Origin of the sequence: Flagellimonas marinaquae (assembly GCF_003992675.1) — a bacterium.
Taxonomy (GTDB): Bacteria; Bacteroidota; Bacteroidia; order Flavobacteriales; family Flavobacteriaceae; genus Flagellimonas; species Flagellimonas marinaquae.
Genome location: NZ_RZMZ01000004.1, coordinates 7,501 through 32,247, shown reverse-complemented (window position 1 = coordinate 32,247; position 24,747 = coordinate 7,501). Strand labels below are relative to the sequence as shown.

Below are 24,747 nucleotides of genomic sequence, written 5' to 3'. Positions count from 1 at the left end.
ACAGAAAATTATTTCCTCTTCCCTAATTTCTTTTGTTCCTCAGCCTGTTCCATCATTTCGCGCATCTTACGCTGGAACTTGTTTTCCTTTTTGGGCTTTTTCTTGTTCTCCTGAATCTGGGCATGAATTTTATTCTCATCCAAGATGTAGTTCTTGATGGCCAACATAATAAAGATGGTAATCAAGTTGGAGATGAAATAATACAAACTCAACCCACTTGCGTAGTTGTTGAAGAAAAACAACATCATGATGGGCGATAGGTACATAATGAACTTCATGTTCGGCATCCCAGGCTGTTGCTGCATCTGCATACTCTGCCCTGTGGTCATCTGCATGTAAAAGAAAATCGCTACGGAAGCCAAAATCGGGAACAAGGATACGTGATCACCATAAAATGGTATGGTAAACGGCAACTCAAAAATAGTATCGTAAGAGGATAGATCCTCTGCCCATAAAAAGGACTTCTGGCGCAGTGCAAACGATGTGGGGAAGAACATGAAGAGCGCGTAGAAAATGGGCAACTGGAGCAAAGCTGGCACACAACCGCTCATGGGGCTCACACCGGCTTTGTTGTAGAGCTTCATCGTCTCTTGCTGCTTTTTCATCGCATTGTCCTTGTACTTCTCGTTGATTTCCGTAATCTCCGGTTTCAACACTTTCATCTTCGCTTGCGACAAGTAGGATTTGTAGGTAACAGGCGAAAGTGCCAATCGTACCAAAATGGTCATGATAATAATGGCGATACCATACGGCAAGAACGAACTTAAAAAGGTATAAAAAGGTGTAAATACGTAGCGGTTGATCCACCCGAAAATACCCCATCCAAATGGAATGGAATCTGCAAGCCCTAGATCGGTGTAATCATCCAAAACCTTAACATCTGTGGGGCCGTAGTACCAATACATATTTTGGGACAGTTCCCCTCCTTGAAATTCCAAAGGTGCTTTAGTGGTATACGCCTTGGTAAATTGCAATTCCTTGCTTTCTTCCTCAACCAAGTTGGTGGAAGTCAAATCGGCCGTCTTAAAGTGATTGTCCGTGGCCAAGATGGAACTAAAAAAGTGTTGACGGTAGGACAACCATTTGATATCCACTTCGGTTTCCTCATCAAAATCGCTGCTTTCCGAAAGCTTGCTGATGTTTCCATCGTCGTGGTTATAGGTCAATCGGGTATATCGATTTTCGTATTGGACACTTTTGTTGTGCCGAATTCCTTTCAAGTCCCATTCCAAAGTTACTGGCTTACTGGTATTGAAAACTCCATTCAATCCTTGGGAACGAACGGTAAAGTCCACCAAATATTCATTGGGCTTCATTTCATACCGATATTCCAAATATTGATTATTGGCCACTTTGGCCTTCATGGAAAGTACTTGGTTATCCCCACTTTGCGACAATGAGGGCTCAAAATATAAATCGGCCGTGCTCAAGACACGATTGTCCGTAGTAGTGAAATTCAATGCAAAGTTGGCATTGCCATCCTTTACCAAATACACGGGAACGGAATCGTAGGTAACAAAATTCTTCATTTTGGCCTCTACAATCTGTCCGCCTTTATTGGAAACCTCCAGCTTCAGCACTTCATTTTCCAATAGGGTGGTTCCCTCTGTTGTCGGGGTGAATCCAAAGGCACCTACCGTACTCTTATATTGTGCAACGGCTGTGGAATCGCTAAGATCAATGGTTTTTACTTCTTTTTCAGGAACCTTTTTAGATACTTCCTCTTTTTGGGCCTCGGCCGCCTCAACTCTTGCCTGCTCTGCTTTTTGAGCCTCCAACTCTTCTGGCGTAGGCTGATTTTGGTAAAACATGTAAATGAGTATCCCAAAAATCAGTACAAATCCAATAATGGATTTAATATCCAGCTTCTTTTCTTCCATGAATATTGTTTAGTAGAACTATGTTACGGTATTCCAGAGGGCAAATATATGCCCAAAACCGCGTTTTATGCCAAACTGGCATTGTTTTGTTTTTGTTTTTGCGCCAACACGGCCTTTACAAACCCCACGAACAGCGGATGCGGGCTTGCGACTGTACTCTTGTATTCGGGATGGTACTGCACTCCCACAAACCATGGGTGCGATGGAATTTCCACCACTTCTACCAAGCCTGTTTTCGGGTTTAGCCCTGAAGCGATCAAACCTGCCTGCTCCATCTGCTCCTTGTATTTGTTGTTGAATTCGTAGCGGTGCCTGTGGCGTTCCTCAATATCGGAGCTCCCGTACACTTGCTTTACCAAGCTACCTTCTTGCAGGTGGCAGTCCCAAGATCCCAATCGCATGGTTCCACCCATATCGGTAATGGATTTTTGTTCTTCCATCAAACTGATAACCGGGTCCGGTGTGTCCTTGTCCATTTCGGTGGAATTGGCTTTGGAAAGTCCAAGTACCGTCCGTGCAAATTCAATCACCGCCATTTGCATGCCCAAACAAATGCCCAAGAAAGGAATATTGTTTTCCCTTGCATATCTCACAGCGGTCACTTTTCCTTCGATACCGCGCTCCCCAAATCCGGGGGCCACCAGAATACCGTCGAGACCCTGTAATTTCTTTTCAATATTTTTTTCTGACAGATGTTCGGAGTGTATGGATTTTACTTCCACCTCAACTTCATTTGCCGCCCCTGCGTGGATAAATGCTTCTTGTATCGACTTGTAGGAATCAGGAAGCTCCACATATTTTCCAATCAACCCTATGACCACTTTGTCCTTTGGGTTTTTATGGCGCTGTAAAAATTCCTTCCATTGCTCCAAATTGGGCTCTACCGTATTGGAGAGTGCTAATTTTTCCAATACCACGGCATCCAGACCTTCTTCTTGCATCATCACGGGAACATCGTAAATGGTAGATGCATCAATGGATTGAATTACGGCCTCCTTTTTCACATTGCAGAAAAGCGCGAGTTTTTGTTTGATATCCTCCGAAATCTGATGTTCGGTACGGCATACCAATATATCGGCCTTGATACCGCTTTCCATTAAGGTTTTTACCGAGTGTTGGGTAGGTTTTGTCTTGAGCTCCCCCGCTGCCGACAAAAAGGGCACCAAGGTAAGATGAATAACGATACCGTTGTGTTCGCCCAATTCCCAAAGCAATTGACGGACCGCTTCAATGTAGGGAAGCGATTCAATATCGCCCACGGTTCCACCAATTTCTGTGATCACGATGTCGTAATCTCCACTGTTACCCAAAATTTGGATACGCTCTTTGATCTCGTTGGTGATATGAGGCACTACTTGCACGGTCTTGCCCAAAAACTCTCCTCTTCGCTCCTTTTCTATAACGCTTTGGTAAATCCTTCCCGTAGTCACATTATTGGCCTGCGAGGTGCGAACATTTAAAAAGCGTTCATAATGTCCAAGATCCAAGTCGGTTTCGGCACCATCATCGGTCACATAACATTCGCCATGCTCATACGGATTTAGTGTTCCAGGGTCTACGTTAATGTATGGATCTAACTTTTGGATGGTGGTTCGGTATCCCCTGGCTTGCAGTAGTTTGGCCAAGGATGCGGCGATGATTCCTTTACCCAATGAAGAAGTAACGCCTCCCGTAACGAAAATGTACTTGGTATCTGACATATTGATCATTCTATTACGGGGCGTAAAATTACTAATTGCTTGGCAAAAATCAGGTAGATTCCCTAGGAAAATCTTTTTGCAGCTTTTTGATGAGGGGTTCCAGGTTGTTATCCTTGATGGTCAGCATGGTATTGAGGTAGTCGCCCAACTTGCCTTGGGGAAACCCTTTTTGCCGAAACCACACCAAATAGGCCAAGGGCAAATCTACCAGATAACGCCCCTTATATTTACCAAAGGGCATTTTGTAATGTGCCAGTTCCAGAAGCTGTTGTGAATCGGGACGTATTTCCATTTGTAGGCCTAAAATACTATCTTTCCAACAACAAATCCGTAAAATGAAACGTAGAAATTTTATCGCCACGGCTGCGGTCGGTTCCGCAGGCCTGGCTTCGGCCCCTGCCATGGCCGCTGCTCAAAATCCTGCCAAGGAATTCAAACTTAAGGGAAACATTAATCACAGTGTATGCGAATGGTGCTTTAGCGATATTCCGTTGGAAGACTTTTTGAAAACCTTGAACGAGTTGGGTGTTAAGGCCATTGATTTGGTGGGTCCCGATAGATGGCCCATTTTGAAAAAATATGATATCCATTGTTCCATGTGCAATGGAGCCGAAATAAGCTTGACCGAGGGATGGAACAACCCCAAGTACCACGGGCAACTCATAAAAAATTACACCGAAATGATTCCGAAGGTGGCGGAAGCGGGCTACACCAACCTCATTTGTTTTAGTGGTAATCGGGACGGTATGAACGACTACGTTGGATTACAAAATTGTGTGGACGGACTTTCGCAGATCATGCCCCTGGCAGAAAAGTACGGAGTGGTGATACAAATGGAGCTGTTCAACCAAGTGAACCACCCCGATTATATGTGCGACAATTCCCTTTGGGGCGTGGAACTTTGCAAACATTTGGGTAGCGACAATTTTAAATTGCTGTTCGATATCTACCACATGCAAATCCAAGAAGGCGACATTATCCGAAGCATACAAAACTATCATCCTTATTTTGGGCATTACCACACAGCGGGCGTTCCCGGCAGGCACGAAATCGATGAAACACAGGAACTGTACTATCCTGCCATCATCAAAGCCATTCATGAAACCGGATTTAAAGGCTACGTGGCACAGGAATTTATCGTGACATGGGAAGATAAAATTGCTGCGCTCAAAGATGGTTTTATGCGGTGTGATGTGTGACAGAGAACAGCATGGAAGCTGATTGATTACATATAAAAAATAGCCTTAAAAACCTTTGTTTTCTGATTCAATTGTTCTTTAACGCCTCAGCTATCTTCCTGTTCCACTCCGCTTGCTTTTCCCTATTTCGGGAAAAATTGGTTTCCCAATCGTATCGCTCTTGATACTCCTGGAGTTCTTTGAGAATATCGTGGTAAATCTTTCTAACCTCAGCCTTTACATCGTCGGAAAAGGAGGTGCGACGTAATTTTTCGCGCATCTTTCGGGCAAAAACCTCCGTAATATCAAAATGGAGCTGCTCGTGAGCCAAGGTATTTTCGTCACAAAGTTCGGGCTTGTACCACGATTCATTGGGATAAAAATAGGCGTTTACCTCAAAATCCAACTTTACTTCGTGGTGCAACAAATTGGCGGAATAGGAGTAACTGATACCACTTGCGGTGGTGGCTGCAGGAGGTTGTCCTGGGGGGACCTTACCTTTAAAATCGGCCCAAGTGAGGCGAACGTTTTCTGTCCATGGCACTCCTTCCTCGATTTCTTGTCCAAATCCAAAAAAAGCGAGCAACAAGGCAGATGCTATGGAAATTATTTTACCCAATTAAATTCAATTGACCGTTCAATGTCAGGATGCAGGCTATAGTGCACTGGGCAGGTATTCGCTGTGTGCACCAAAATTTTCCGATGTTTTTCTGAAACAGAAGAGGGCAGTTCCATTTTTACTTCAATCTTGGAAATCCGTCTTGGGTTGGCGGCCATATGCTTGGTTACCTCTGCGGTAGAACCTACAAGATTCACTCCAAGGTCACGTGCCTTTATGCCCATCATGGTCATCATACAATTCGCCAAGCCTGTGGCCACGGTATCGGTGGGCGAAAAAGCTTCGCCCTTTCCGTTGTTGTCCACTGGGGCATCCGTAATGTATTCGCTGCCCGAACGTACATGCACACAGGTGGTGCGCAGGTTTCCCTTATAGGTTACTTTTGCTGTCATTTTTTTGCTCTACCTCTTTTATACGAAGGTCGTCATATTCCATGATATAGCACGCCCTGTTGAAATACCCCGATGTCCAATCATTGTAATAATCGAAGCTGTTACCCGCATACTCGGTCAAACCGATGTATTTAGAAGTTTCAAAAAGATTCTTTTTATAGGCGAGTTTTAACAAAACATCCATGGTCACATCAAAGCCTCGAACGGCATATCTGTCTGGAAGCAGGCCATCATATTTTTGGGTATAGGCCTTGGTAAAGGCATCATTCACCGTTTCGCGATAAAATGAAGGATAGGTAAACTTCAAATTTGACAGATGCGCTTTGGATACGGCCTCATCTTCAAATGCCCCGTTGTAACTGGTGGTAAACATGCGGACCTTAACCTGTTTATCGGTTTCTTCGGCATCCAATCTAGAGATGTTGGCGGAATTTAAAATAGATGTAACACTGGACACCATGTTTACTTGGTCGGTTTCCAAAAACACCCAATTTTCCTTTTCTTCTGACAATTGTACCAGAAATTGGTCCAAGTGCAGTGATTTATTGTCGATTACCTTGGCAATCTTGGCCAAGGGAAACTTGCTCAAAATGGAATCGTGCGCCACTTGATGTGTCGAATCCGCAATGATGATGATATTTTCATCTTTGTGGATTTTCTCCATGTGTTCCAACATTTTATCCCGAAGGACCGCATCTCTGGGCACAGAGAAAAATACATTGCTATGGCTCAGTTTACTGTCCGAGGCAATCGGTGCTATTACAGGAATATTTTTTGCTGCGGCTTGAACGGCTACCTCGTCCAAGGGACCAGCGGCCAATGGACCAATTACCACATCAACGCCGGTCAGGCTTTCCCTTAGGAGAATTTCTTTCACCTTGGCTTGGTCCAATTGGGTATCGTAGGTTTTTACATCCACGGACACCCCAAGTTTTTTGATGGAGTCCAAGGCCACCATGGCTCCAGTATAGAAACCAAGGCTGATCGCTAGGTCTCTTCTATTTTTAATGAGCTCTTCCGCTTTTTGGGTGTCGGCCACATTCACTTTGTCCAATCGAAAGGGCAGCATATACACCAACTTAGGCCTGTTCTCCACATCGATACTGTCCACCAAGCTGATTTTATCCAGCACAAGTGCATTTTTGACTTCCAATTCCTTTGCCTTCTCTCTGGGCAATTTCAGCACCATCCCGGCCTTTAATCCATTTTCGAGTGCAGGGTTCAATCGAAACAGTTCGTCGCGGCTAATTTTTAGGTTTTGGGTAATCCTGAAAATATTCTGCTTGGGTTTAACTTCATAAAACACATAATTTTCAGTGTTCACCAAACCTGCTTTTTCTTTTTTCTTGGGTAGACGGACCACCATTCCTTCCTTAAGTCCAACCTCCTTCATGATTTCTGGGTTCAAACGCACAATGGAGTCCGTTGGAATCCCATATTCCCGTCCCAAACTGTACAGGGTCATCTTAGGTGGCACTGTATATGAAGTAAAGATCTCAGTTTTTTGCTCTTTTAGACTATCCCCTTTGGGCCTGGGTAACTTGAGTTCTTCACCAGCAGCCAAATAATTGGTATTCTTATCCAATTCGGGGTTCAGCACCAATAGACTATCCACACTAATTCCATATTTGTGGGCAATACTCCAACGGGTTTCCTTGGGCTGCACGGTGTAGATTTCAAAATCGAGTTCCTTTTCCTCATCAGGGTCGATTTCTGGAAATACGGGAATCTGGAGCACCATGCCCTTGTCCAGCGTTTCCGAGTACAATCGGGTATTGTATCGCTTGAGCTGATCTTCGGTAATGTTATACTTTTGAGTGAGTCCAAAAAGGGTTTCCCTTCTCCGCACCCTATGTTTTGTAAAGCGGATAGGTTTTAGTTCCTCCTCCTGGGGTTCCTCCTTTTTGGTTACAGGTTTGGTTTCCGCAGGCTTGCTCCCCTTCAACGGAATAATGAGGATGGTGTTCTCCTTTACATCAGCCGCTGTTTTGATTTCCTTATTGGCCTGTAAAATGCTGTAAGGGGTCACCCGATATTTTTGTGAAATGCTTTGTAATGTTTCGCCTTCCTTTACCGCGTGTGTAGCATAATTTTGTGCAGAAACCGGCACCATGACCAATAATAAGACCATGGTAAAAACCAGTCGTAACATATATTTTTTCATTCCCATTCTATAGTTGCCGGTGGTTTTGAGCTAATGTCATACACCACTCTATTAACGCCTTTAACCTTATTTATTATATCATTTGAGGTTTTTTGTAGGAATTCGTAGGGCAAATTCACCCAATCTGCCGTCATACCATCGGTACTTTCTACGGCCCTGAGCGCAACACATTTTTCATAGGTACGCTCATCTCCCATAACACCTACACTATCTACGGGCAAAAGCATAGCTCCGGCCTGCCAAACCTTGTCATAAAGTCCCCATTTTTTTAATCCATCGATAAAAATCGCGTCAACTTCTTGCAAAATGGCCACCTTTTCTGCGGTGATATCGCCCAAGATACGAATTCCCAATCCAGGACCTGGGAAAGGATGTCTTCCCAATATTTCGGGCGGCATGTCCATACTGGCACCTACTCTTCTCACTTCATCCTTAAACAACATTTTTAAGGGCTCTACTATTTTTAACTTCATGTAATCAGGCAGTCCCCCCACATTATGGTGACTTTTAATTACCGCTGATGGACCTCCACTAGCCGAAACGGACTCAATCCTATCGGGATAAATGGTACCCTGTGCCAGCCATTTTGCGTTCTCTACTTGGTGGGATTCATCATCAAAAACCTCAATAAATACCCTTCCAATGATTTTTCGTTTCTTTTCAGGGTCCGATTCGCCTTTCAAGGCATCCAAAAAGCGTGCCGAAGCATCCACTCCCTTTACATTGAGTCCCATATGCTTGTACTGATCCAGTACACTTTCAAACTCATTTTTACGCAGAAGACCATTGTTCACGAAGATACAATATAGGTGGTCTCCTATAGCTTTGTGCAGCAACATGGCCGCCACACTGGAATCCACGCCACCAGAAAGTCCCAAAATGACCTTTTCGTCACCGATTTCTTGTCGTAATTCCTCAACAGTGGTTTCCACAAAGGCATCGGGTGTCCAATCTTGTTCCAATCCTGCGATGTTCACCAAAAAGTTTTCCAACAATTTGGTTCCGTCCGTGGTGTGGTATACTTCGGGGTGAAACTGTATCGCATAAGTAGCTTCACCTTCTATTTTATATGCGGCATTTTCTACATCGTGGGTGCTCGCTAGGCGGATGGCGCCTTTGGGCAGTTCTTTGATGGTATCGCTATGGCTCATCCAAACCTGACTTCCTTCGCCAATACCCTTTAGAAAATCTTCTCCTTCTTTTACAAAGGAAAGGTTCGCCCTGCCATATTCCCTGGTCGCGGAGGGCGCAACATTGCCACCATGAAAATGGGACAGGTATTGTGCACCGTAGCAAATGCCCAAAAGGGGTATTTTTCCCTTTATTTCAGATAAATCGGGATGCGGGGCACTCTCCGAACGCACCGATGACGGGGACCCGGAAAGAATTACTGCTTTGTAATCGGACAAATTTTCCGGCAGTTTATTGTACGGTTTAATTTCTGAGTAAATGTTGAGTTCCCTAACGCGTCTAGCGATCAATTGTGTGTACTGGGAACCAAAGTCTAGGATGAGTACGTTGTTATGCATGGGCAAAAATAGCAATTTGCTTTAGTTGCAAAAGTATCTTTTAAAGGTTATTTATGACAAGTTTTCCCCACAAGTAATTCCAACGGGTTATCAACAGTTCGGCCAGTTCTGGATTCGCCTTACACCGCCAATCGGAAAGAACATATTGCTATATAGTTTTTTTCTTAACTGATTTCATTATTTCTTTGCGGTCTAAACACTAATGACCATGATCAAGGGATTTATTTTTGATTTGGACGGTGTGATCACCGATACGGCCGAACTCCATTACGAAGCTTGGAAGAAACTGTCCGATGATATGAACTGGAAATTCGACCGTGAACTCAATGAAAAACTCAGGGGAATCTCCCGAATGGATTCGATAAAAGTGATTATGGATTACAACCAAGTTACTTTGGATGATGCCACGGTAGAGGAACTGGCCACCAAAAAAAACGATATTTATGTGGCGAGTCTGGATGACATGACTCCAGATGACTACCTCCCCGGAGCTCGCGAACTTCTAACCCATCTACGATCTGAGGGATTCAAGGTTGCCCTGGGTAGTGCTAGCAAAAACGCCATAAAGGTTTTAAAACAATTGAACGCTACACATTTCTTTGATGTGATAGGCGATGGGAACAGCGTCTCCAAAAGCAAACCCGAACCGGACATTTTCCTTTACGCTGCTGAAAAATTGGGACTCCCCCCAGAAAATTGTATCGTTTTTGAGGATGCTGAAAAAGGCATCGATGCTGCCAAAGCTGGAAAGTTTCATAGTGTTGGTATCGGACCTGAAGAGCGTGTAGGTCACGCGGATATTCGCTTCAACACCATGAAAGAGGCTACCCTTTTTGAGGTAAAATCACATTTTAAGGAACTGTTTTAGCTCCCTCAAAGTTTATAAAAACAAAAAGCCCCGGGAACCACTCCGGGGCTTTTCAATAAAATCAAAACCAACCTAAACATATGAGTTAACCAACTCAAAATTTAAATTTTCATAGCTATTTACGGTAATGAAACAACCTTGGAGGAAAATACCCTACCAAGGTTTTCAATTTTTTTAGAAAATAAACAAATGGAAAAGTTTAGGGTGCTACCCTATTCGTGCCGAATAATTGTGAAATCCTTGGAGAACGGATCCAACGTGTCCAACAACAAAGGAATAAGACCTTCTCCCATGTGCAGGTACATTTCGGAAAAGTTGAGTTGCCTTTCCTGTAGCGATTGATTGGGAAACAATTCGTTCTGTAGTTCCGTTAAGCGTACTACATGGTCCTTTAGTTTCCGCTTTTGGGCCCGTAACAAACGCTTTTCCAAATTATCCAACCCTTTTTTTTGCTTCACTTCCTGCGCCTTGACTGCACCCAAGAAGCTTTTATCGGTTTTTTCAGCCAACTCGTACATATGCTGAAATTGCTCTTCCAGCAACTTTTTCTGGGGAGAGAAATCAATGTCAATGTTGGAAATATCGCGTATCTTTTTATTGATTAGCGAATGTTGCTTCATGAACAAATGGGATACTTTCAGCCCCATCTTTTCCACCTTTTCCGATTGTTTTTCGGTAATCAGCAAAGCTGAATTGCGCAACATCAGCATCGGAAACGTAACCCCTACCTCATCAAAATAGGACTTAAGTTCCAACCAATAGGCCAACTCCCCTCCTCCACCAATGTAGCACAGGTTGGGCAGAATTACTTCTTGATAGAGCGGACGGGCCACCACGTTAGGCGAAAATCGTTCTGGATTTTCTTCCAGTTCCGCTAGGAGTTCTTCCTTAGTAAAATCCAAATGGGTATTGATGACGTGATATTTCCCCTTTTTGAGGATAATACGCTCCCTGAGACCGTCCTTTAAATAAAAATAATTGATTTCCCTTGGGTTGACCTGAATGGTATAATCCGGAGAGGCCTCTTGCAAAGCCTCGATGGTTTTATTTATTTTTTGATACGGAACATGCTCCAGTATATCCGTTTTGGCGTAGGGCACCAACAATTTTTTGAGTTCCTTGTCATCACCATCAACAATCACCAACCCTTCTTCCCCAAACAGGGCATTGGCCAAATAACGAGTGGCCTGCGTTAAGGTCCCATGCTCCAAATAAGCCTTTTGGAACAGGGTCTTTAAATCTTCCGTTAGTCCCAAATTGCCCAGTTCAGCGGCAAACACATCAAATACATCTTCCAGACCTTCTATGGAAAGTCGGCCCACCGCCCCAGAAGCCTTTCTGTTCCAAAGCACCTTTTTGCCATGCAGGTTGAAGTAGTTAATTTCCTCAAAATCATGGTCCTCTGTGGCCATCCAATATACAGGTACAACATGGTTGTTGGGATGTTCCTTGTTCAGTTTTTTGGCCAGATTGATGGTAGATACAATTTTATACAGAAAGTACAGTGGCCCGGTAAACAGGTTCAATTGATGCCCCGTTGTTACGGTAAAGGATGTACCGTCTTGAAGGGATTCTATGTTCTTTCGAGTCGCTTTGGAAGTCGCAACATCCCGATACTGCCTTTTTAGGGCAGCAACCAGCATAGTGCGGTTTTCTTTAGGGAAGTTGGCCATCTTCTCTTGTATTTGGTCATCAAAATTCTCGGCCAGTGGGTACCTATGGTAAAAAGGAGCTAATGCTTTTTTCTGTTCTAAATAATCGCAAATCAGTTGAGAAAAATAACCAGTTTCCTTAAAGGGTATACATTCTACTTCCATTCAATCGATAATGAGGTGTTCAAAGATAAGTCTCTTCTTTGTTTCTGATCCTAAAAATACGTTAATTGAATTTTATGCAAATTTGGCCAAGGCCCATCCAAAAATTAGGATTCTGCCCTAATTTATTAGTAGATTTGGTAGAATCAATTAACCCAAGCATGACCAGATTTTTACTTTCTCTTGTTTTCTTAGTCGCGATTTCCGCCTCCGCACAACAATTAAAATCCCCCTCTGAATTTTTGGGATACGAACTCGGAACACAGTTCAGTCGCCATCATGAGGTGGTAGATTATTACGAATACTTGGCCGAAGCAGCTCCCGATAGGGTAAAACTAACCGTTTACGGACAGACCAATGAGCGGAGACCCCTCATTTTGGCTTATGTATCGTCTGCGGAAAACCTTTCCAATTTGGAGAATATTCGTCAGGAGCATTTGAAAGATACGGAAGGAACGGGGAATTTATCCAAGGCCATTGTTTGGTTGAGTTATAACGTGCACGGTAACGAAAGCGTGAGTACCGAGGCTTCCATGAAAACCATTTATGAACTGTTGACCAACAAAAGCTCCTATTTAGAGAACACGGTGGTGATTATGGATCCCTGTATCAATCCCGACGGTCGGGACCGGTACAGCAACTGGTACAATCAATTCAAAAATACCCCATACCAAGTGGACCCTAACAGTAAGGAGCACCACGAAGGTTGGTGGAGTGGTCGGAGCAATCACTACATGTTCGATTTGAACCGTGACTGGGCCTGGCTAACGCAAGTGGAAAGCCAGCAGCGCCTAAAAGTGTTCAACCAATGGTTGCCCCATGTTCATGTGGATTTCCATGAACAAGGTGTGGACAACCCCTATTATTTTGCACCGGCGGCGGAACCCTATCACGAAGTGATAACAGATTTCCAACGAAATTTTCAGGTAACCTTGGGTAGGAACCATGCCAAATATTTTGATGCCAATGGTTGGTTCTATTTCACTAAAGAGGTATTTGACTTGTTGTATCCAAGTTATGGGGATACTTATCCCATGTACAATGGTTCCATCGGGATGACCTATGAGCAAGGTGGAAGCGGAAGGGCCGGATTGGGTATTATCACCTCCATTGGAGACACCCTTACCTTGAAGGACCGTATTGCCCATCACTTTACAACGGGGCTTTCTACGGTGGAGGTCTCTTCCCAAAATGCACAAAAACTCAACGAAGAATTTAGAAAGTTCCATCAAAACAAAGCATTCAAGTACAAGAGCTACGTGCTGAAAGGAGATAAAGACAAATTGAACGCCTTAAAGTCCCTTTTGGAAAAGCACAACATTGCATACGGAGACCTTGAGAGCGGTTCTTACAAAGGACATCATTACAGTTCTGGTAGTACAGGTAGCCTGACCATCAATAAAAACGGCATGGTCGTATCTACAGATCAACCTAAAGGAACCTTGGTAAAAGTGCTGTTCGAGCCCAACGCCAAACTTTCGGATTCGTTGACGTACGACATTACCGCTTGGTCGTTGCCTTATGCTTATGGATTGGATGCTATTGCTTCCACCTCCACAGTTTCGCCACAAGCGGTGCAACCGAGGGTGGCTAGCTCCAGCATCAACAGTGGCAGCTATGCCTATCTCGCGGATTGGAACAGTATGGAAGATGCCCGTTTTTTAGCTGCTTTGCTCAATGAAGGTATAAGGGTCCGCAAAGCTGACCACCCCTTTAGCATTGATGGCAAGTCCTTTGACCGTGGTACTTTGATCATCACCAAAGGTGATAATGAAAACAAAAAAGATTTTATCACTGCCCTGAATTCCATTGTCCAAAAATTCAACAAGGACATCACGGCAACCAGTACCGGTTTTGTGGATTCAGGAAAAGACTTTGGGTCGTCATCCATTCAAATGATCACCAAACCCAAAATAGCCGTTTTGTCCGGTGGCCCCACCTCTACCCTACGATTTGGGGAAATTTGGCACTTTTTTGAACAGCAATTGCATTATCCTTTGACCGTAATCGATGATGAATATGCCGATAGGGTGGATTTAGACGAGTACCACATTTTGATTTTGCCCGACGGGCGTTATGGCAACTATTTTAGTGAGGACAAACTTTCCGAGTTGAAAAGCTGGGTTCGCCAAGGTGGAAAAATTATAGCCATGGGAGGGTCCATAAATGCACTTGACGGAGAAAATGGTTTCGGAATCAAACAAAAGAAAATGGAAAAGGATACCAGTGAAAATTCCCCGCAACCTTATGAAGATTGGGAGAGGGAACGCATCAAGGGAGCCATTACCGGAGCTATTTTCAAAACTAAGGTGGACAATTCGAACCCGCTTGCCTATGGGTACGATTCAGATTATTTTTCACTAAAGTTGGGTAGCAGTGCCTACGAATATCTAGATTACGGCAACGCTGTTTATCTGGAGCAGAATACCAAACCATTTTCTGGTTTTGCGGGTATAGAGGCCCAAAAGCGTATTGCAGAAACGCTAATCTTTGGGGTGGAAAACTATGGCCGCGGCCAAGTGGTGTATATGGTGGACAATCCGCTTTTTAGAGGATTTTGGGAGAACGGAAAACTGTTTTTTGCCAATGCCCTTTTTATGGTAGAATAGATCACTCTTAAAGGTTGACATTTAGCGTATTGTTTGGTTTTTAACGCAATCCGAACAAAAGCGTATGTCCTTTTTTTTGTATCTTTAGTAGAATGGAAAAAAAGAAAATTGCACCTATGTCACCTATCAACCTTTCTCTGATTTTAAAACTAAAATCCGGCGCCTTGCGAATTGCATTCTTAGTGGCCATATTCCTAATCAACCCTTTTAGTGGCTTGGCCCTGCAGGAAGAAACCGTTGCCATGGAATACAATGAATACAGCGGTGAGGTCAAAGAGGAATCAAGCAATAAATCCTTGGTCTTTGCTACCCTTACGGTAGAAAGCACCAATATCAGTACCATTACCAATACAGAAGGGAACTTTCTTTTAAAAGTTCCGAAGGAACACCTCGATAAAAACGTTATCATTTCTTTTTTGGGCTACAGAACAAAACAAATCCCTATTTCGAGCCTACAACACGAAAAGAATGAAATCTATCTTGAAGTATCGGCAACCCAATTATCTGAGGTAAACATTAACGCCCCAAAGGATGCGATGGCCCTTTTTAAGGAAACACTGAAGAATAGGGGCGAAAACTATTTTACGGACCCTACCTTAATGACCGCATTCTACAGGGAAACCATTAAAAGAAGAAGAAAGAACGTATCCTTGGCAGAAGCCGTGGTCAATGTGTACAAAACACCATACAATATCAACCGTGAAGATGCCGTGGAGCTATACAAGGCAAGAAAAAGTACGGACTACAGCAAATTGGACACCGTGGCCCTTAAACTACAAGGAGGACCTTACAATACGCTCTATGTGGATTTGATGAAGTATCCAGATTATCTATTTTCTGAGGAAATGTTGGAAGATTACAAGTTCACCTTTGACCGTTCCACGCGTACCAGCGATCAATTGATCTATGTCATCAAGTTTGACCAACGACCAGATGTACTGGAACCCCTTTATCGAGGCGAGCTGTACATTGATGTCGACAAGAAAGTTTTGACAGGCGCCATATTTTCACTGAATATTACGGACAGGGATATGGCCGCACAGCTTTTTGTACGGAAAAAACCAGCGAGAGTGGACGTGTGGCCCACCGAAGTCTCCTACCGTGTGGATTACAGGGAAAAAGACGGGAAATGGTTTTATGGGTATAGCAGTGTTTTTATGGAGTTCAAAGTGGACTGGGCCGATAAATGGTTCAATTCACAATACAGCATGACCGCTGAAATGGCCGTAACCGACTGGGAAAAAGTCGGCAAGGACGAAAGGCCAAAATACCGTCAACGTATTCGAAAATCCGTAATCCTAAGTGATGAGGCCTCTGGTTTCTCAGACCCTGATTTTTGGGGAGAGTATAACATCATTGAACCTGAAAAATCTATTGAATCGGCCATTAGAAAGATTCAAAGACAGCTTCGCAGAGAGGAGCGCAGCAGCGATTAAACCATTTTTACCACCTTACTATTTGGATTTTTATCTTTGTGGTGCCTAATCCCATATAAATGTCCAAAAGAAGAAGTTTTCTAAAATCGGCTACCGCTCTTGGTGCGGCGACCCTTTTGCACCAAATTGGATGGAGCAATGCTTCCACCGTCCAACCCATACCTAAAATAAAACCCAAACGCTTACAAATGGGAGATACTATTGGCTTGGTAGCTCCTGGGTTTGCTTTGGATACAGAGTCCATTTATCTTGCAGTGGACACCCTGAAAAAAATGGGGTTCAAGGCTTTTTATACAGACCGGATAGAAGGCAATCACGGATATTTTAGCAATACGGATGAAGAACGGGCAAAGGACATCAACGAGATGTTTGCCAATCCGGACATCGATGGTATTCTTTGCGCTCGTGGCGGTTATGGCTGCACCCGAATTTTGGATCTATTGGACTACGAGACCATTGCAAACAACCCCAAGGCATTTATTGGCTTTAGCGATATCACTGCCCTTATCAACACCTTTTATAAAAAGACGGGACTTGTTTGCTTTCATGGACCCGTGGGCAAAACATTGGACGATGAATATAGCCAATCCTATTTCAAAAAAGTTTTAATGGAACCCCAAGAGATGCTTCCCATTAAAAATGCCATTCTGGAAGACCCCAAACAGTACCGAAACAGCGAGTATTATCGGTACACCATTACACCTGGAATGGCAGAAGGAGAGCTTGTTGGCGGAAGTTTATCGCTGGTTACGGCCATGATAGGAACCCCTTATGAAATTGACTTTACCGACCGTATTGTTTTTTTGGAGGACGTGGAAGAAGCTCCATATCGTATGGATCGTATGCTCACACAACTCACTCAAGTGGAATCCTTTGTAAAAGCTAAGGGAATCATATTTGGGGTATGCAAGGGTTGCGACCGCAAACGGACCACCGATAATTTTACGCTAAAAGAGGTGATTACAGACAGGCTTGCCCCCTTGGGCATACCCGCAGTTTACGGAATGAGTTTTGGGCACATTCCACAGAATGGAACGCTTCCCATTGGTATCTTGGCCCGATTCAATGCCTACAAAAAGCAGCTTCGTTTGATGGAAGCTGCTGTTTGCCAATAATTATTTTTTCTTAAACTGGCGCAATGTCTCAATAATAATGGACACGCAATCCAGCAATTGTTCACGGTTCATCACCAAAGGTGGTGCAAACCGGATAATGTTTCCATGGGTCGGTTTTGCCAATAGGCCGTTTTCCTTGAGTGCCATGCAAATATCCCATGCCGTGGAGCTGTCCTCGGTATCGTTGATGACGATGGCGTTGAGCAGCCCGCGCCCGCGAACCTTCACCACCAAATCGCATTGGGGTATAAACTTATTTAGTTCCTCTCGAAAAAGCTCACCTAATACTTCTGCATTCTCGGCCAGTTTTTCTTCTTTGACCACTTCCAAAGCGGCCATGCCAACAGCTGCCGCTACAGGATTCCCACCAAAGGTACTTCCGTGGCTCCCTGGTGTGATTACTTCCATAATGGGGTCGTTGGCCAAAACCGCCGAAACCGGATAAACACCTCCAGAAAGGGCCTTGCCCAAAATCAAAATATCGGGCTTTACTTCTGGTGTGCCACTACAGTTTTTATCTGCACAGCTGCAATTCCCACAGGTGGCGAGCAAACGTCCCGTTCTGGCAATGCCCGTTTGCACTTCATCCGCAATAAAAAGCACATTGTATTTTTCGCAAAGCGCCTTGGCCCCTTTCAAATATCCTTCGGAGGGCACATAAACCCCAGCTTCGCCCTGTATCGGCTCGACCAGGAAACCGGCCACATGGGGGTTGCTTTTAAGGGCGTTCTCCAAAGCGGTCAAATTATCATACTCGATTCTGATAAAACCTTCGGTGTAAGGACCATAATTATCTCGGGCCACTTCATCATTGGAAAAAGAAATAATGGTAGTGGTTCTGCCGTGGAAATTATTCTCACAAACAATAATCTGCGCTTGGTTTTCCGGAATTCCTTTTTTGCCGTATGCCCATCTCCTACAGATTTTCAGTGCAGTTTCAACCGCTTCGGCACCCGTGTTCATGGGCAACAACTTGTCAAAATTAAAAGTCTCCGTAGCGTATTTCTCAAATTTCCCCAACATATCGTTGTAAAATGCGCGCGAAGTCAAGGTCAAGGTTTTTGCCTGCTCCATCATGGCGCCAATAATTTTGGGGTGACAGTGCCCCTGGTTTACGGCAGAATACGCGGAGAGGAAGTCGTAATATTGCTTTCCTTCCACATCCCATACATGGACCCCATCGCCTTTGCTCAGGACCACGGGTAATGGGTGATAGTTGTGCGCTCCGTACTTGTTTTCCAAATCTATCGCTTGCTGCGATGTTAAATGCTCTAAAACAGCCATTTCATTAAATGATTAAAATTGATAAAATAACCATTCCTACTGTACCTTTATTCTTTCGAAGTCTCGAAAAAGCAGCGTGGGAGAGAAATCATCCCTTGGAGTGCCCGCAAATTACAAATTAATTGATGAAAATATAATTTTCGTCATGCCTTTCCCGCTGTAACAACCAAAAGTTTAGATGCAATTTAAGAAGCTGCGTTCCCCGAAATACCAAAAAGAACTTACTTTTGTGCCATGCGTAAAAACAGAAGGAGAAAAACGTTTGAAAACGTAACCGTTATCGATGCGGGAGCAAAAGGAAAGTCGGTGGGGAAAGCCCCTGATGGACGAGTAATTTTCCTGAGCAATGCCGTACCCGGGGATGTAGTGGATGTAATGACCACCAAAAAACGAAAAGCCTATTTTGAGGGGGTTGCCACCAAATTCCACACCCTTTCCGATAGAAGAACGGAACCAGTATGCCAACATTTTGGTACTTGCGGGGGCTGCAAATGGCAGCACATGGGCTATGAGCACCAACTCTATTTTAAGCAAAAAGAGGTGGAAAATAACCTGAAGCGCATCGGTAACTTGGAATTGCCAGAGACCAATCTCATTTTGGGCTCCAAGGAACAATACTTTTATCGAAACAAAATGGAGTTTTCCTTTTCGGACAGTCGATGGTTGACCCAGAAAGAAATTGATTCCGACAAAGATATCGATGATAGAAATGCGCTTGGATTCCATATCCCAGGGATGTGGGACAAGATTTTGGACATCAAAAAGTGCCACTTACAAGAAGACCCCTCCAATGCCATCCGTTTGGAAACAAAACAGTTTGCCAATAAAAATGGGCTAAGTTTTTTCAATCCGAGAAAACAGGAAGGGCTGCTAAGGACTTTGATGATTCGTACCTCCTCCACTGGCGAAATTATGGTACTTATCCAATTCTTCGAGGAGCACAAGGAGTACCGAGAGCTGTTGCTAAATCATCTAAAAGTTACCTTTCCAGAAATCACCTCCCTACTGTATGTCATCAATTCCAAAGCGAATGATACTATTTATGACCAGGAGGTAATCTGTTTTGCGGGGCGCGACCATATCTTCGAGGAAATGGAAGGTTTACAATTCAAGATCAACGCAAAATCCTTCTACCAGACCAACTCGGCCCAAGCCTACGAGCTTTATAAAGTAACAAGGGATTTTGCCGGACTATCAGGAAATGAACTGGTATATGATCTATATACAGGAACAGGCACCATTGCCCAGTTTGTAGCGAAAGATGCCAAAAAGGTCATTGGGGTCGAATCTGTTCCCGAAGCTATTGCCGATGCAAAGGCCAATGCAGTACACAACCAAATTTCAAACGTGGAATTTTTTGTCGGGGACATGAAAAATGTATTCAATGATGATTTTATCAAGGCCCACGGCCAGCCGGATATCATCATCACCGACCCACCAAGGGATGGTATGCACAAACAAGTGGTAGAGCAATTATTGCAAGTGGCCCCGCCAAAGATTGTCTACGTAAGCTGCAATAGTGCCACACAAGCAAGGGACTTGGCCCTTATGAAGGAAAAATATAAAGTGGCCAAAGTGCAACCGGTGGATATGTTCCCACAAACCCACCACGTTGAAAATGTTGTACTTTTGGAAAAACGGGTCTAGCGTTTGAACATAAACCCTTAGGTAAACGGAATGAAAAAACTAATCCCCACCCTACTTATCACCGCTCTATTTTACTGGGTATCTTCCTGCGAAAAGGACGATATCTGCGTTGATGGCGATACCCCCTTATTGGTCTTGGGCTTTTTTGATGTGAACGATACAACAGAGGCGAAGGCCGTACCCTCCATTCGAATCATAAATATGGATATCGATAGCGTACTAACCAATTCAACCTTTGGGGACCGATCCAATTCACCAGATTCACTGCAAGTACCATTGCGGAGCAATGCCGTTACCACGATGTACCAGATTATTTCGGGCTCGGATGACGATGATGAAACCGATGAGGAAATCGGGAATATCGATACCCTGACCATTTCCTATGAACTTGAGGAAGCCTTCATATCAAGGGCCTGTGGATTTGTGACCAATTACAATAACATTTCAGTTACCCTTACCGAGGGAACCGAAAACTGGATTCAAGATATCAAGGTTGTTCAACCCAATGTCGAAAATACCGATAACATCCATGTCAAAATATTTCACTAGCATTTTAATCGGCCTCATGCCTTTTTTTACATGGGCGCAGAGCGAACCCATCAATCTTTCGCAAAAGGATACGGTGGAGTACAAGGAAAAATATGGACTTCGCGTGGGTGCCGATATCAGTAAGCTCATACTTTCCTTCGCAGATGAAGATTACACCGGACTGGAACTGGTGGGCGATTATCGGCTAACGCAAAAATTGTATCTCGCGGCCGAAATTGGAAACGAGACCAAAAAGCAGGACGAAACTTTGCTCAACACACTGTTGTATGACTATGAGACCTCAGGGAGTTACATTAAGGCAGGGGTGGACGTCAACACCTACACCAATTGGTATGGGATGAACAACGCCATTACCATTGGAGGTAGGTATGCCTTCGCCAGTTTCACCCAAACCCTGAATGATTACAGTCTGTACGAGACCAATCAATTTTTCAACGAGGAATTTTTACCGGGAGAAAATCCGAACCGTGAGTTCAGCGGACTTTCAGCCTCATGGTTGGAATTTGTTGTCGGTGCAAAAGTGGAGCTTTTTGCCAATATTTTTGTGGGTATGAGCGCACGACTGGGATTTTTGATCACCAATACAGAAGATGAGCAATTTCCCAATCTTTGGATTCCAGGATTCAACAAAGTGACTGATGGAAGTAATTTTGGGGTGAACTATAACTACTCCATCTCCTACTTTATCCCCCTCTACAAAAAATCGAAAAAGAAGCAACCAGAAGCCGAGCAGTAAGATGAAAACTCCCATTGACTATATAGAGTTCAAATCAACGGATTTAGGGCAGACCAAAAATTTCTACAGTGAAGCTTTTGGATGGGAATTTACGGATTATGGTCCCAGTTATGTTTCATTTTCTGAGGCCGGTATTACTGGCGGTTTTGAATTGAGCACCGAACCCATAAAGAATGGCGCCCTTGTCGTACTTTATCATGGGAATCTTAAAACGATTAAGGAAAAAGTAATTAAAAGTGGAGGGGCCATCAGCAAAGAGATTTTTGGGTTCCCGGGCGGGAAGCGTTTCCATTTCATGGACCCATCGGGAAATGAATTGGCCATTTGGTCCGAAAAGTAAAAGGAACCCTTGTGGGGCTCCTTTTACAAATTTGGTTGAGTTAGTTAGCTGTGTTTTAAACACTTTCCAAATCTAAACAAATCTTTTGCTTTTTCCTACCTTTATTTTTTTGGATAATGGACTAATCTTTTTCTTTAAAACTACGGATTGCCGTCCTGATTTTTATCCTTTTTGCTCCCCTCGTAAATATCATATTTTACCAATCGTGCTTCCAGTTTCCCATTAAAGGCCTTGATTTTTTTGGAAGTCTTTAACCCCACATGTTTCAACGCCTCTAGATTGGAAGTGATCAACCATGCTTCGGTCCCTGGGTAATTTTGCTTTAAGGTATCCCCTATCCTTGCGTAAAACTCCTCCATCTCAATGGGCAAACGCTCGCCATAAGGCGGATTAAAGACCATGTGCAATTTACCTTCCACGGGTTTCTCGGTCCTAAAAAAGTCCTTTCGTTCCACATCGATATAATCCGATAGATTGGCATGATCCACATTTTCCTGTGTTTTTCGCACCGCAGAAGGAGCCTTATCGTACCCTATGATCTTATGGTGGAATTCCCTGACCTTTTTTAAGCTGGCATCCACTATTTTCTGGTGCAATTCGGCATCATAATCCTTCCAGTGCATAAAAGCGTAGGATTCCCTATTGATGTTCACTGGAATATTACAAGCAATCATGGCAGCTTCCACCAAGAAAGTCCCGCTCCCACACATGGGGTCCAAGAAATCCGTTTGACCATCCCATCCGCTCTTGAGCAATAAACCAGCAGCCAACACCTCGTTGATAGGAGCTATGTTCGTCAAAATACGGTATCCTCTTTGATGTAGGGAGTTGCCCGAACTGTCTAGGGAAACGGTACAGGTATTCTTATAAATATGGATATTGATTCGAATATCGGGGTCTTGGGTCTTCACGTTGGGGCGCTCTCGCACCACAGCCCTAAACTTGTCCACTATGGCATCCTTTGCTTTTAAGGAAACGAACATGGAATTATCAAAGACCTCCGTAGTAGTGATACTATCAAGGGCAAAAGTCTTTTCCACATCAAAAATAGAGGGCCAATCAATGTCATGGATATGTCTGTAAAGATCCTTTTCATTGAACACCTGAAAGGTTTTGATGGGTTTGTAGACTTTTAAAGCAGTCCTAAGGCACAGATTGGCCTTGTACATAAAACCCGTATCACCTTCAAAAGTAACATTACGAACACCTTCCTCAACATGGCCAGCACCCAAATTACGAAGCTCCTTAGCCAAGATATGCTCGAACCCGTAGAGCGTTTTTGCCATCATTTTAAAATTCCCTGTCATACTATCCTTAAATCTTTCCGCAAAAATAGGTTATTTTTGCCCCTTTAATTCCCGATATGAATTTTCCTTCCGCCATTATCTACATTGTGCCCATTTTAGCCGTTTGGTTCGGTTTTGTGTTCGTTTGGGTCGCAAAGCCGAAGAACAGTAACAATATAAAACTGTTGTTGGCCTTTAGTGGCGCCTTTTTATTGTCCCTTACCTTTTTTGAACTGCTACCCGATGTGTACCACGGCCACAATCCCAAAATAATAGCACTTTACATCTTGGGAGGGATTTTATTACAGGTTTTTTTGGAGTTCTTTTCCAAAGGAGCCGAACATGGGCATATGCACATTCAATTAAAGGAAAATAAGTTTCCTACACTTTTGTTCCTAAGTCTATCCGTACATGCCCTGGTCGAAGGTGTACCTATACACGATAACGACTCCATACTTTATGGAATCATTATCCACAAGATTCCCATCGCCATTATTCTGAGTATCTTTTTGATCAATTCCAAGATGAAGTTGAGCACCGTATTGTTATTTATTGGGGCCTTTTCCCTAATGACCCCCTTGGGTAGTTATTTGTCCACCGTTCCATGGGTACGGGACTACGGGCACCTATTAACGGCTTTGACCATTGGGGTGTTCTTCCATATTTCCACCATTATTTTGTTTGAAAGTGCCCAAGGGCATGCCTTCAATCTGAGGAAATTAGTTGTGATTATCTTAGGAATCGGGATTGCCTATTTGGTATAGTTATAGCTCTAGAAACCTACAATTTCTGAAAATCAACAATTTACAGATTTTTCTTACTTTTTAAGATAAAAGCACCCTGCTCTTTTTAAAAAAAACATTATTTTACCACAACTAAACTAACAATATGAAACTTTTACGCCTTACCTCTATTCTACTTATTGCATTCAGTATTTTATATTCATGTTCATCAGACTCCGAAGATCCTGCTCCGGAGCCCGACGTTATAGCACCTACTATAAATTTTGCTGTTGCTGGTGCCAATAGCTCACCAAGTGGGTCAACTCCGGTTTTCAGCAATCAAATCACTATTGAAATCAATGCACAGGATGCGGGAGGCGTAGCAAAGGTGGAAGCCTTCATCAACGACCAAAAAGTGGGCGAGGATACAACCGCACCTTTCCAAATTACTATCGACCTTTCCGAATACGCTTCGAAAATTCCGAGTTCGGGCAAATTCCAGGACTATACCCTTAAAATTGTCGCCACAGATACTTCCGGTAACCAAAGTTCCGCAGAGCAGGTCATCAACATTGACAATGAATTGCCCTCCATTTCCAATGTTTCCCTTCAAAATGGAGCCATCATCAATGGAGATACCAATACCGTGACCTTTGAAGTGAGCGACAACGAAGCCCTAAGCACAATACAGGTTTTTTTAAACAATGAGTTGTTACAACAATTCTCGGATGAGGTCTTTGAATTCAACATTAACACCTTGGAATTATCCGAAGGAGAAAATTCCTTTAGGATTGAGGCGATAGATCTCGCCAACAATACTGCCAACTTCGATGTTGCCTTTATTTCCGACAATACGGGACCGGAAATTATCGTATCCAA

Annotated in this window: 21 protein-coding genes (1 of these 21 only partly in view); 11 read left to right on the top strand and 10 right to left on the bottom strand. The window is 43.6% G+C overall.

What is annotated here, in order from left to right:
- Window positions 1-8: 8 nt before the first annotated feature.
- From yidC to EO130_RS01355, 3 genes are all read right to left on the bottom strand, one after another.
- On the bottom strand, window positions 9-1,880 hold the full coding sequence (gene yidC, locus EO130_RS01365) for a membrane protein insertase YidC (RefSeq protein ID WP_127139739.1): 1,872 nt from the start codon (window positions 1,878-1,880) through the stop codon (window positions 9-11).
- Between the two features lie 65 nt (window positions 1,881-1,945).
- Window positions 1,946-3,580, bottom strand: a complete 1,635-nt coding sequence (locus EO130_RS01360; protein WP_127139738.1) for a CTP synthase — start codon at window positions 3,578-3,580, stop codon at window positions 1,946-1,948.
- Window positions 3,581-3,629: 49 nt separating this feature from the next.
- Entirely contained in the window at window positions 3,630-3,872 is a 243-nt protein-coding gene (locus EO130_RS01355; protein ID WP_127139737.1) for a DUF3820 family protein, read from the bottom strand.
- Between the two features lie 43 nt (window positions 3,873-3,915).
- On the opposite strand from EO130_RS01355, the gene EO130_RS01350 reads away from it, so the two are divergent.
- Window positions 3,916-4,779 carry a hydroxypyruvate isomerase family protein gene (locus EO130_RS01350; RefSeq protein WP_127139736.1) on the top strand — a complete coding sequence of 288 codons (864 nt, stop codon included), beginning with the start codon at window positions 3,916-3,918 and terminating at the stop codon, window positions 4,777-4,779.
- A 67-nt stretch (window positions 4,780-4,846) separates the two neighbouring features.
- On the opposite strand, the gene EO130_RS01345 is transcribed toward EO130_RS01350, so the two are convergent.
- Genes EO130_RS01345 through guaA form a run of 4 tightly spaced genes read right to left on the bottom strand, consistent with a single transcriptional unit; the run spans window position 4,847 to window position 9,462 of the window.
- Window positions 4,847-5,377, bottom strand: a complete 531-nt coding sequence (locus EO130_RS01345) for a DUF922 domain-containing protein (protein ID WP_127139735.1) — start codon at window positions 5,375-5,377, stop codon at window positions 4,847-4,849.
- Window positions 5,365-5,769 (bottom strand): OsmC family protein, encoded by a 405-nt coding sequence (locus EO130_RS01340; protein ID WP_127139734.1) that lies wholly within the window; start codon window positions 5,767-5,769, stop codon window positions 5,365-5,367. The genes EO130_RS01345 and EO130_RS01340 overlap by 13 nt, the downstream gene beginning before the upstream one ends.
- Window positions 5,747-7,933, bottom strand: a complete 2,187-nt coding sequence (locus EO130_RS01335; protein WP_127139733.1) for a LysM peptidoglycan-binding domain-containing protein — start codon at window positions 7,931-7,933, stop codon at window positions 5,747-5,749. Before EO130_RS01335 ends, EO130_RS01340 begins: the two co-directional genes overlap by 23 nt.
- Window positions 7,930-9,462, bottom strand: a complete 1,533-nt coding sequence (gene guaA, locus EO130_RS01330; RefSeq protein ID WP_127139732.1) for a glutamine-hydrolyzing GMP synthase — start codon at window positions 9,460-9,462, stop codon at window positions 7,930-7,932. Before guaA ends, EO130_RS01335 begins: the two co-directional genes overlap by 4 nt.
- 208 nt (window positions 9,463-9,670) lie before the next feature.
- Between guaA and pgmB the strand changes: the two genes are divergently transcribed.
- A complete protein-coding gene (pgmB, locus tag EO130_RS01325; protein WP_127139996.1) occupies window positions 9,671-10,330 on the top strand; it encodes a beta-phosphoglucomutase in 660 nt (219 codons plus the stop codon).
- Between the two features lie 212 nt (window positions 10,331-10,542).
- On the opposite strand, the gene bshC is transcribed toward pgmB, so the two are convergent.
- Window positions 10,543-12,147: a bacillithiol biosynthesis cysteine-adding enzyme BshC gene (bshC, locus tag EO130_RS01320; protein ID WP_127139731.1), complete on the bottom strand. Its 1,605-nt coding sequence runs from the start codon at window positions 12,145-12,147 to the stop codon at window positions 10,543-10,545.
- A 158-nt stretch (window positions 12,148-12,305) separates the two neighbouring features.
- Between bshC and EO130_RS01315 the strand changes: the two genes are divergently transcribed.
- The 3 genes from EO130_RS01315 (at window position 12,306) to EO130_RS01305 (ending at window position 17,304) form a co-directional block, all read left to right on the top strand.
- Complete coding sequence (locus EO130_RS01315; protein ID WP_127139730.1) at window positions 12,306-14,753, top strand: M14 family metallopeptidase; 2,448 nt, start codon at window positions 12,306-12,308, stop codon at window positions 14,751-14,753.
- 116 nt (window positions 14,754-14,869) lie between these two features.
- Window positions 14,870-16,189, top strand: coding sequence for a carboxypeptidase-like regulatory domain-containing protein (locus tag EO130_RS01310; protein WP_127139729.1), 1,320 nt, complete (start codon window positions 14,870-14,872; stop codon window positions 16,187-16,189).
- A 59-nt stretch (window positions 16,190-16,248) separates the two neighbouring features.
- Entirely contained in the window at window positions 16,249-17,304 is a 1,056-nt protein-coding gene (locus EO130_RS01305; protein ID WP_127139728.1) for an LD-carboxypeptidase, read from the top strand.
- Here EO130_RS01305 and rocD read toward each other — a convergent pair whose 3' ends face one another.
- Window positions 17,305-18,588: an ornithine--oxo-acid transaminase gene (gene rocD / locus EO130_RS01300; protein ID WP_127139727.1), complete on the bottom strand. Its 1,284-nt coding sequence runs from the start codon at window positions 18,586-18,588 to the stop codon at window positions 17,305-17,307.
- A gap of 234 nt (window positions 18,589-18,822) precedes the next feature.
- Between rocD and rlmD the strand changes: the two genes are divergently transcribed.
- The 4 genes from rlmD to EO130_RS01280 are packed head-to-tail and all read left to right on the top strand — an operon-like array spanning window position 18,823 to window position 21,860.
- The gene (rlmD, locus tag EO130_RS01295) at window positions 18,823-20,235 is read left to right on the top strand and encodes a 23S rRNA (uracil(1939)-C(5))-methyltransferase RlmD (protein WP_127139726.1); all 1,413 of its coding nucleotides are present in this window, start codon (window positions 18,823-18,825) and stop codon (window positions 20,233-20,235) included.
- A gap of 30 nt (window positions 20,236-20,265) precedes the next feature.
- Entirely contained in the window at window positions 20,266-20,784 is a 519-nt protein-coding gene (locus tag EO130_RS01290) for a DUF6452 family protein (protein WP_127139725.1), read from the top strand.
- Window positions 20,765-21,520: a DUF6048 family protein gene (locus EO130_RS01285; protein ID WP_127139724.1), complete on the top strand. Its 756-nt coding sequence runs from the start codon at window positions 20,765-20,767 to the stop codon at window positions 21,518-21,520. The genes EO130_RS01290 and EO130_RS01285 overlap by 20 nt, the downstream gene beginning before the upstream one ends.
- 1 nt (window position 21,521) lies before the next feature.
- On the top strand, window positions 21,522-21,860 hold the full coding sequence (locus tag EO130_RS01280) for a VOC family protein (RefSeq protein WP_127139723.1): 339 nt from the start codon (window positions 21,522-21,524) through the stop codon (window positions 21,858-21,860).
- A 140-nt stretch (window positions 21,861-22,000) separates the two neighbouring features.
- Here EO130_RS01280 and EO130_RS01275 read toward each other — a convergent pair whose 3' ends face one another.
- Window positions 22,001-23,167 carry a THUMP domain-containing class I SAM-dependent RNA methyltransferase gene (locus EO130_RS01275; RefSeq protein ID WP_127139722.1) on the bottom strand — a complete coding sequence of 389 codons (1,167 nt, stop codon included), beginning with the start codon at window positions 23,165-23,167 and terminating at the stop codon, window positions 22,001-22,003.
- 56 nt (window positions 23,168-23,223) lie between these two features.
- Here EO130_RS01275 and EO130_RS01270 point away from each other — a divergent pair, with 56 nt between their 5' ends.
- Both EO130_RS01270 and EO130_RS01265 read left to right on the top strand, forming a co-directional pair.
- A complete protein-coding gene (locus tag EO130_RS01270; RefSeq protein WP_127139721.1) occupies window positions 23,224-23,910 on the top strand; it encodes a ZIP family metal transporter in 687 nt (228 codons plus the stop codon).
- A gap of 124 nt (window positions 23,911-24,034) precedes the next feature.
- Window positions 24,035-24,747, top strand: the start of a protein-coding gene (locus EO130_RS01265; RefSeq protein ID WP_127139720.1) for an Ig-like domain-containing protein. 1,471 nt of this gene lie beyond the right edge of the window; the window shows 713 of its 2,184 coding nt (coding positions 1-713); the start codon lies at window positions 24,035-24,037; its stop codon lies off the right edge, out of view.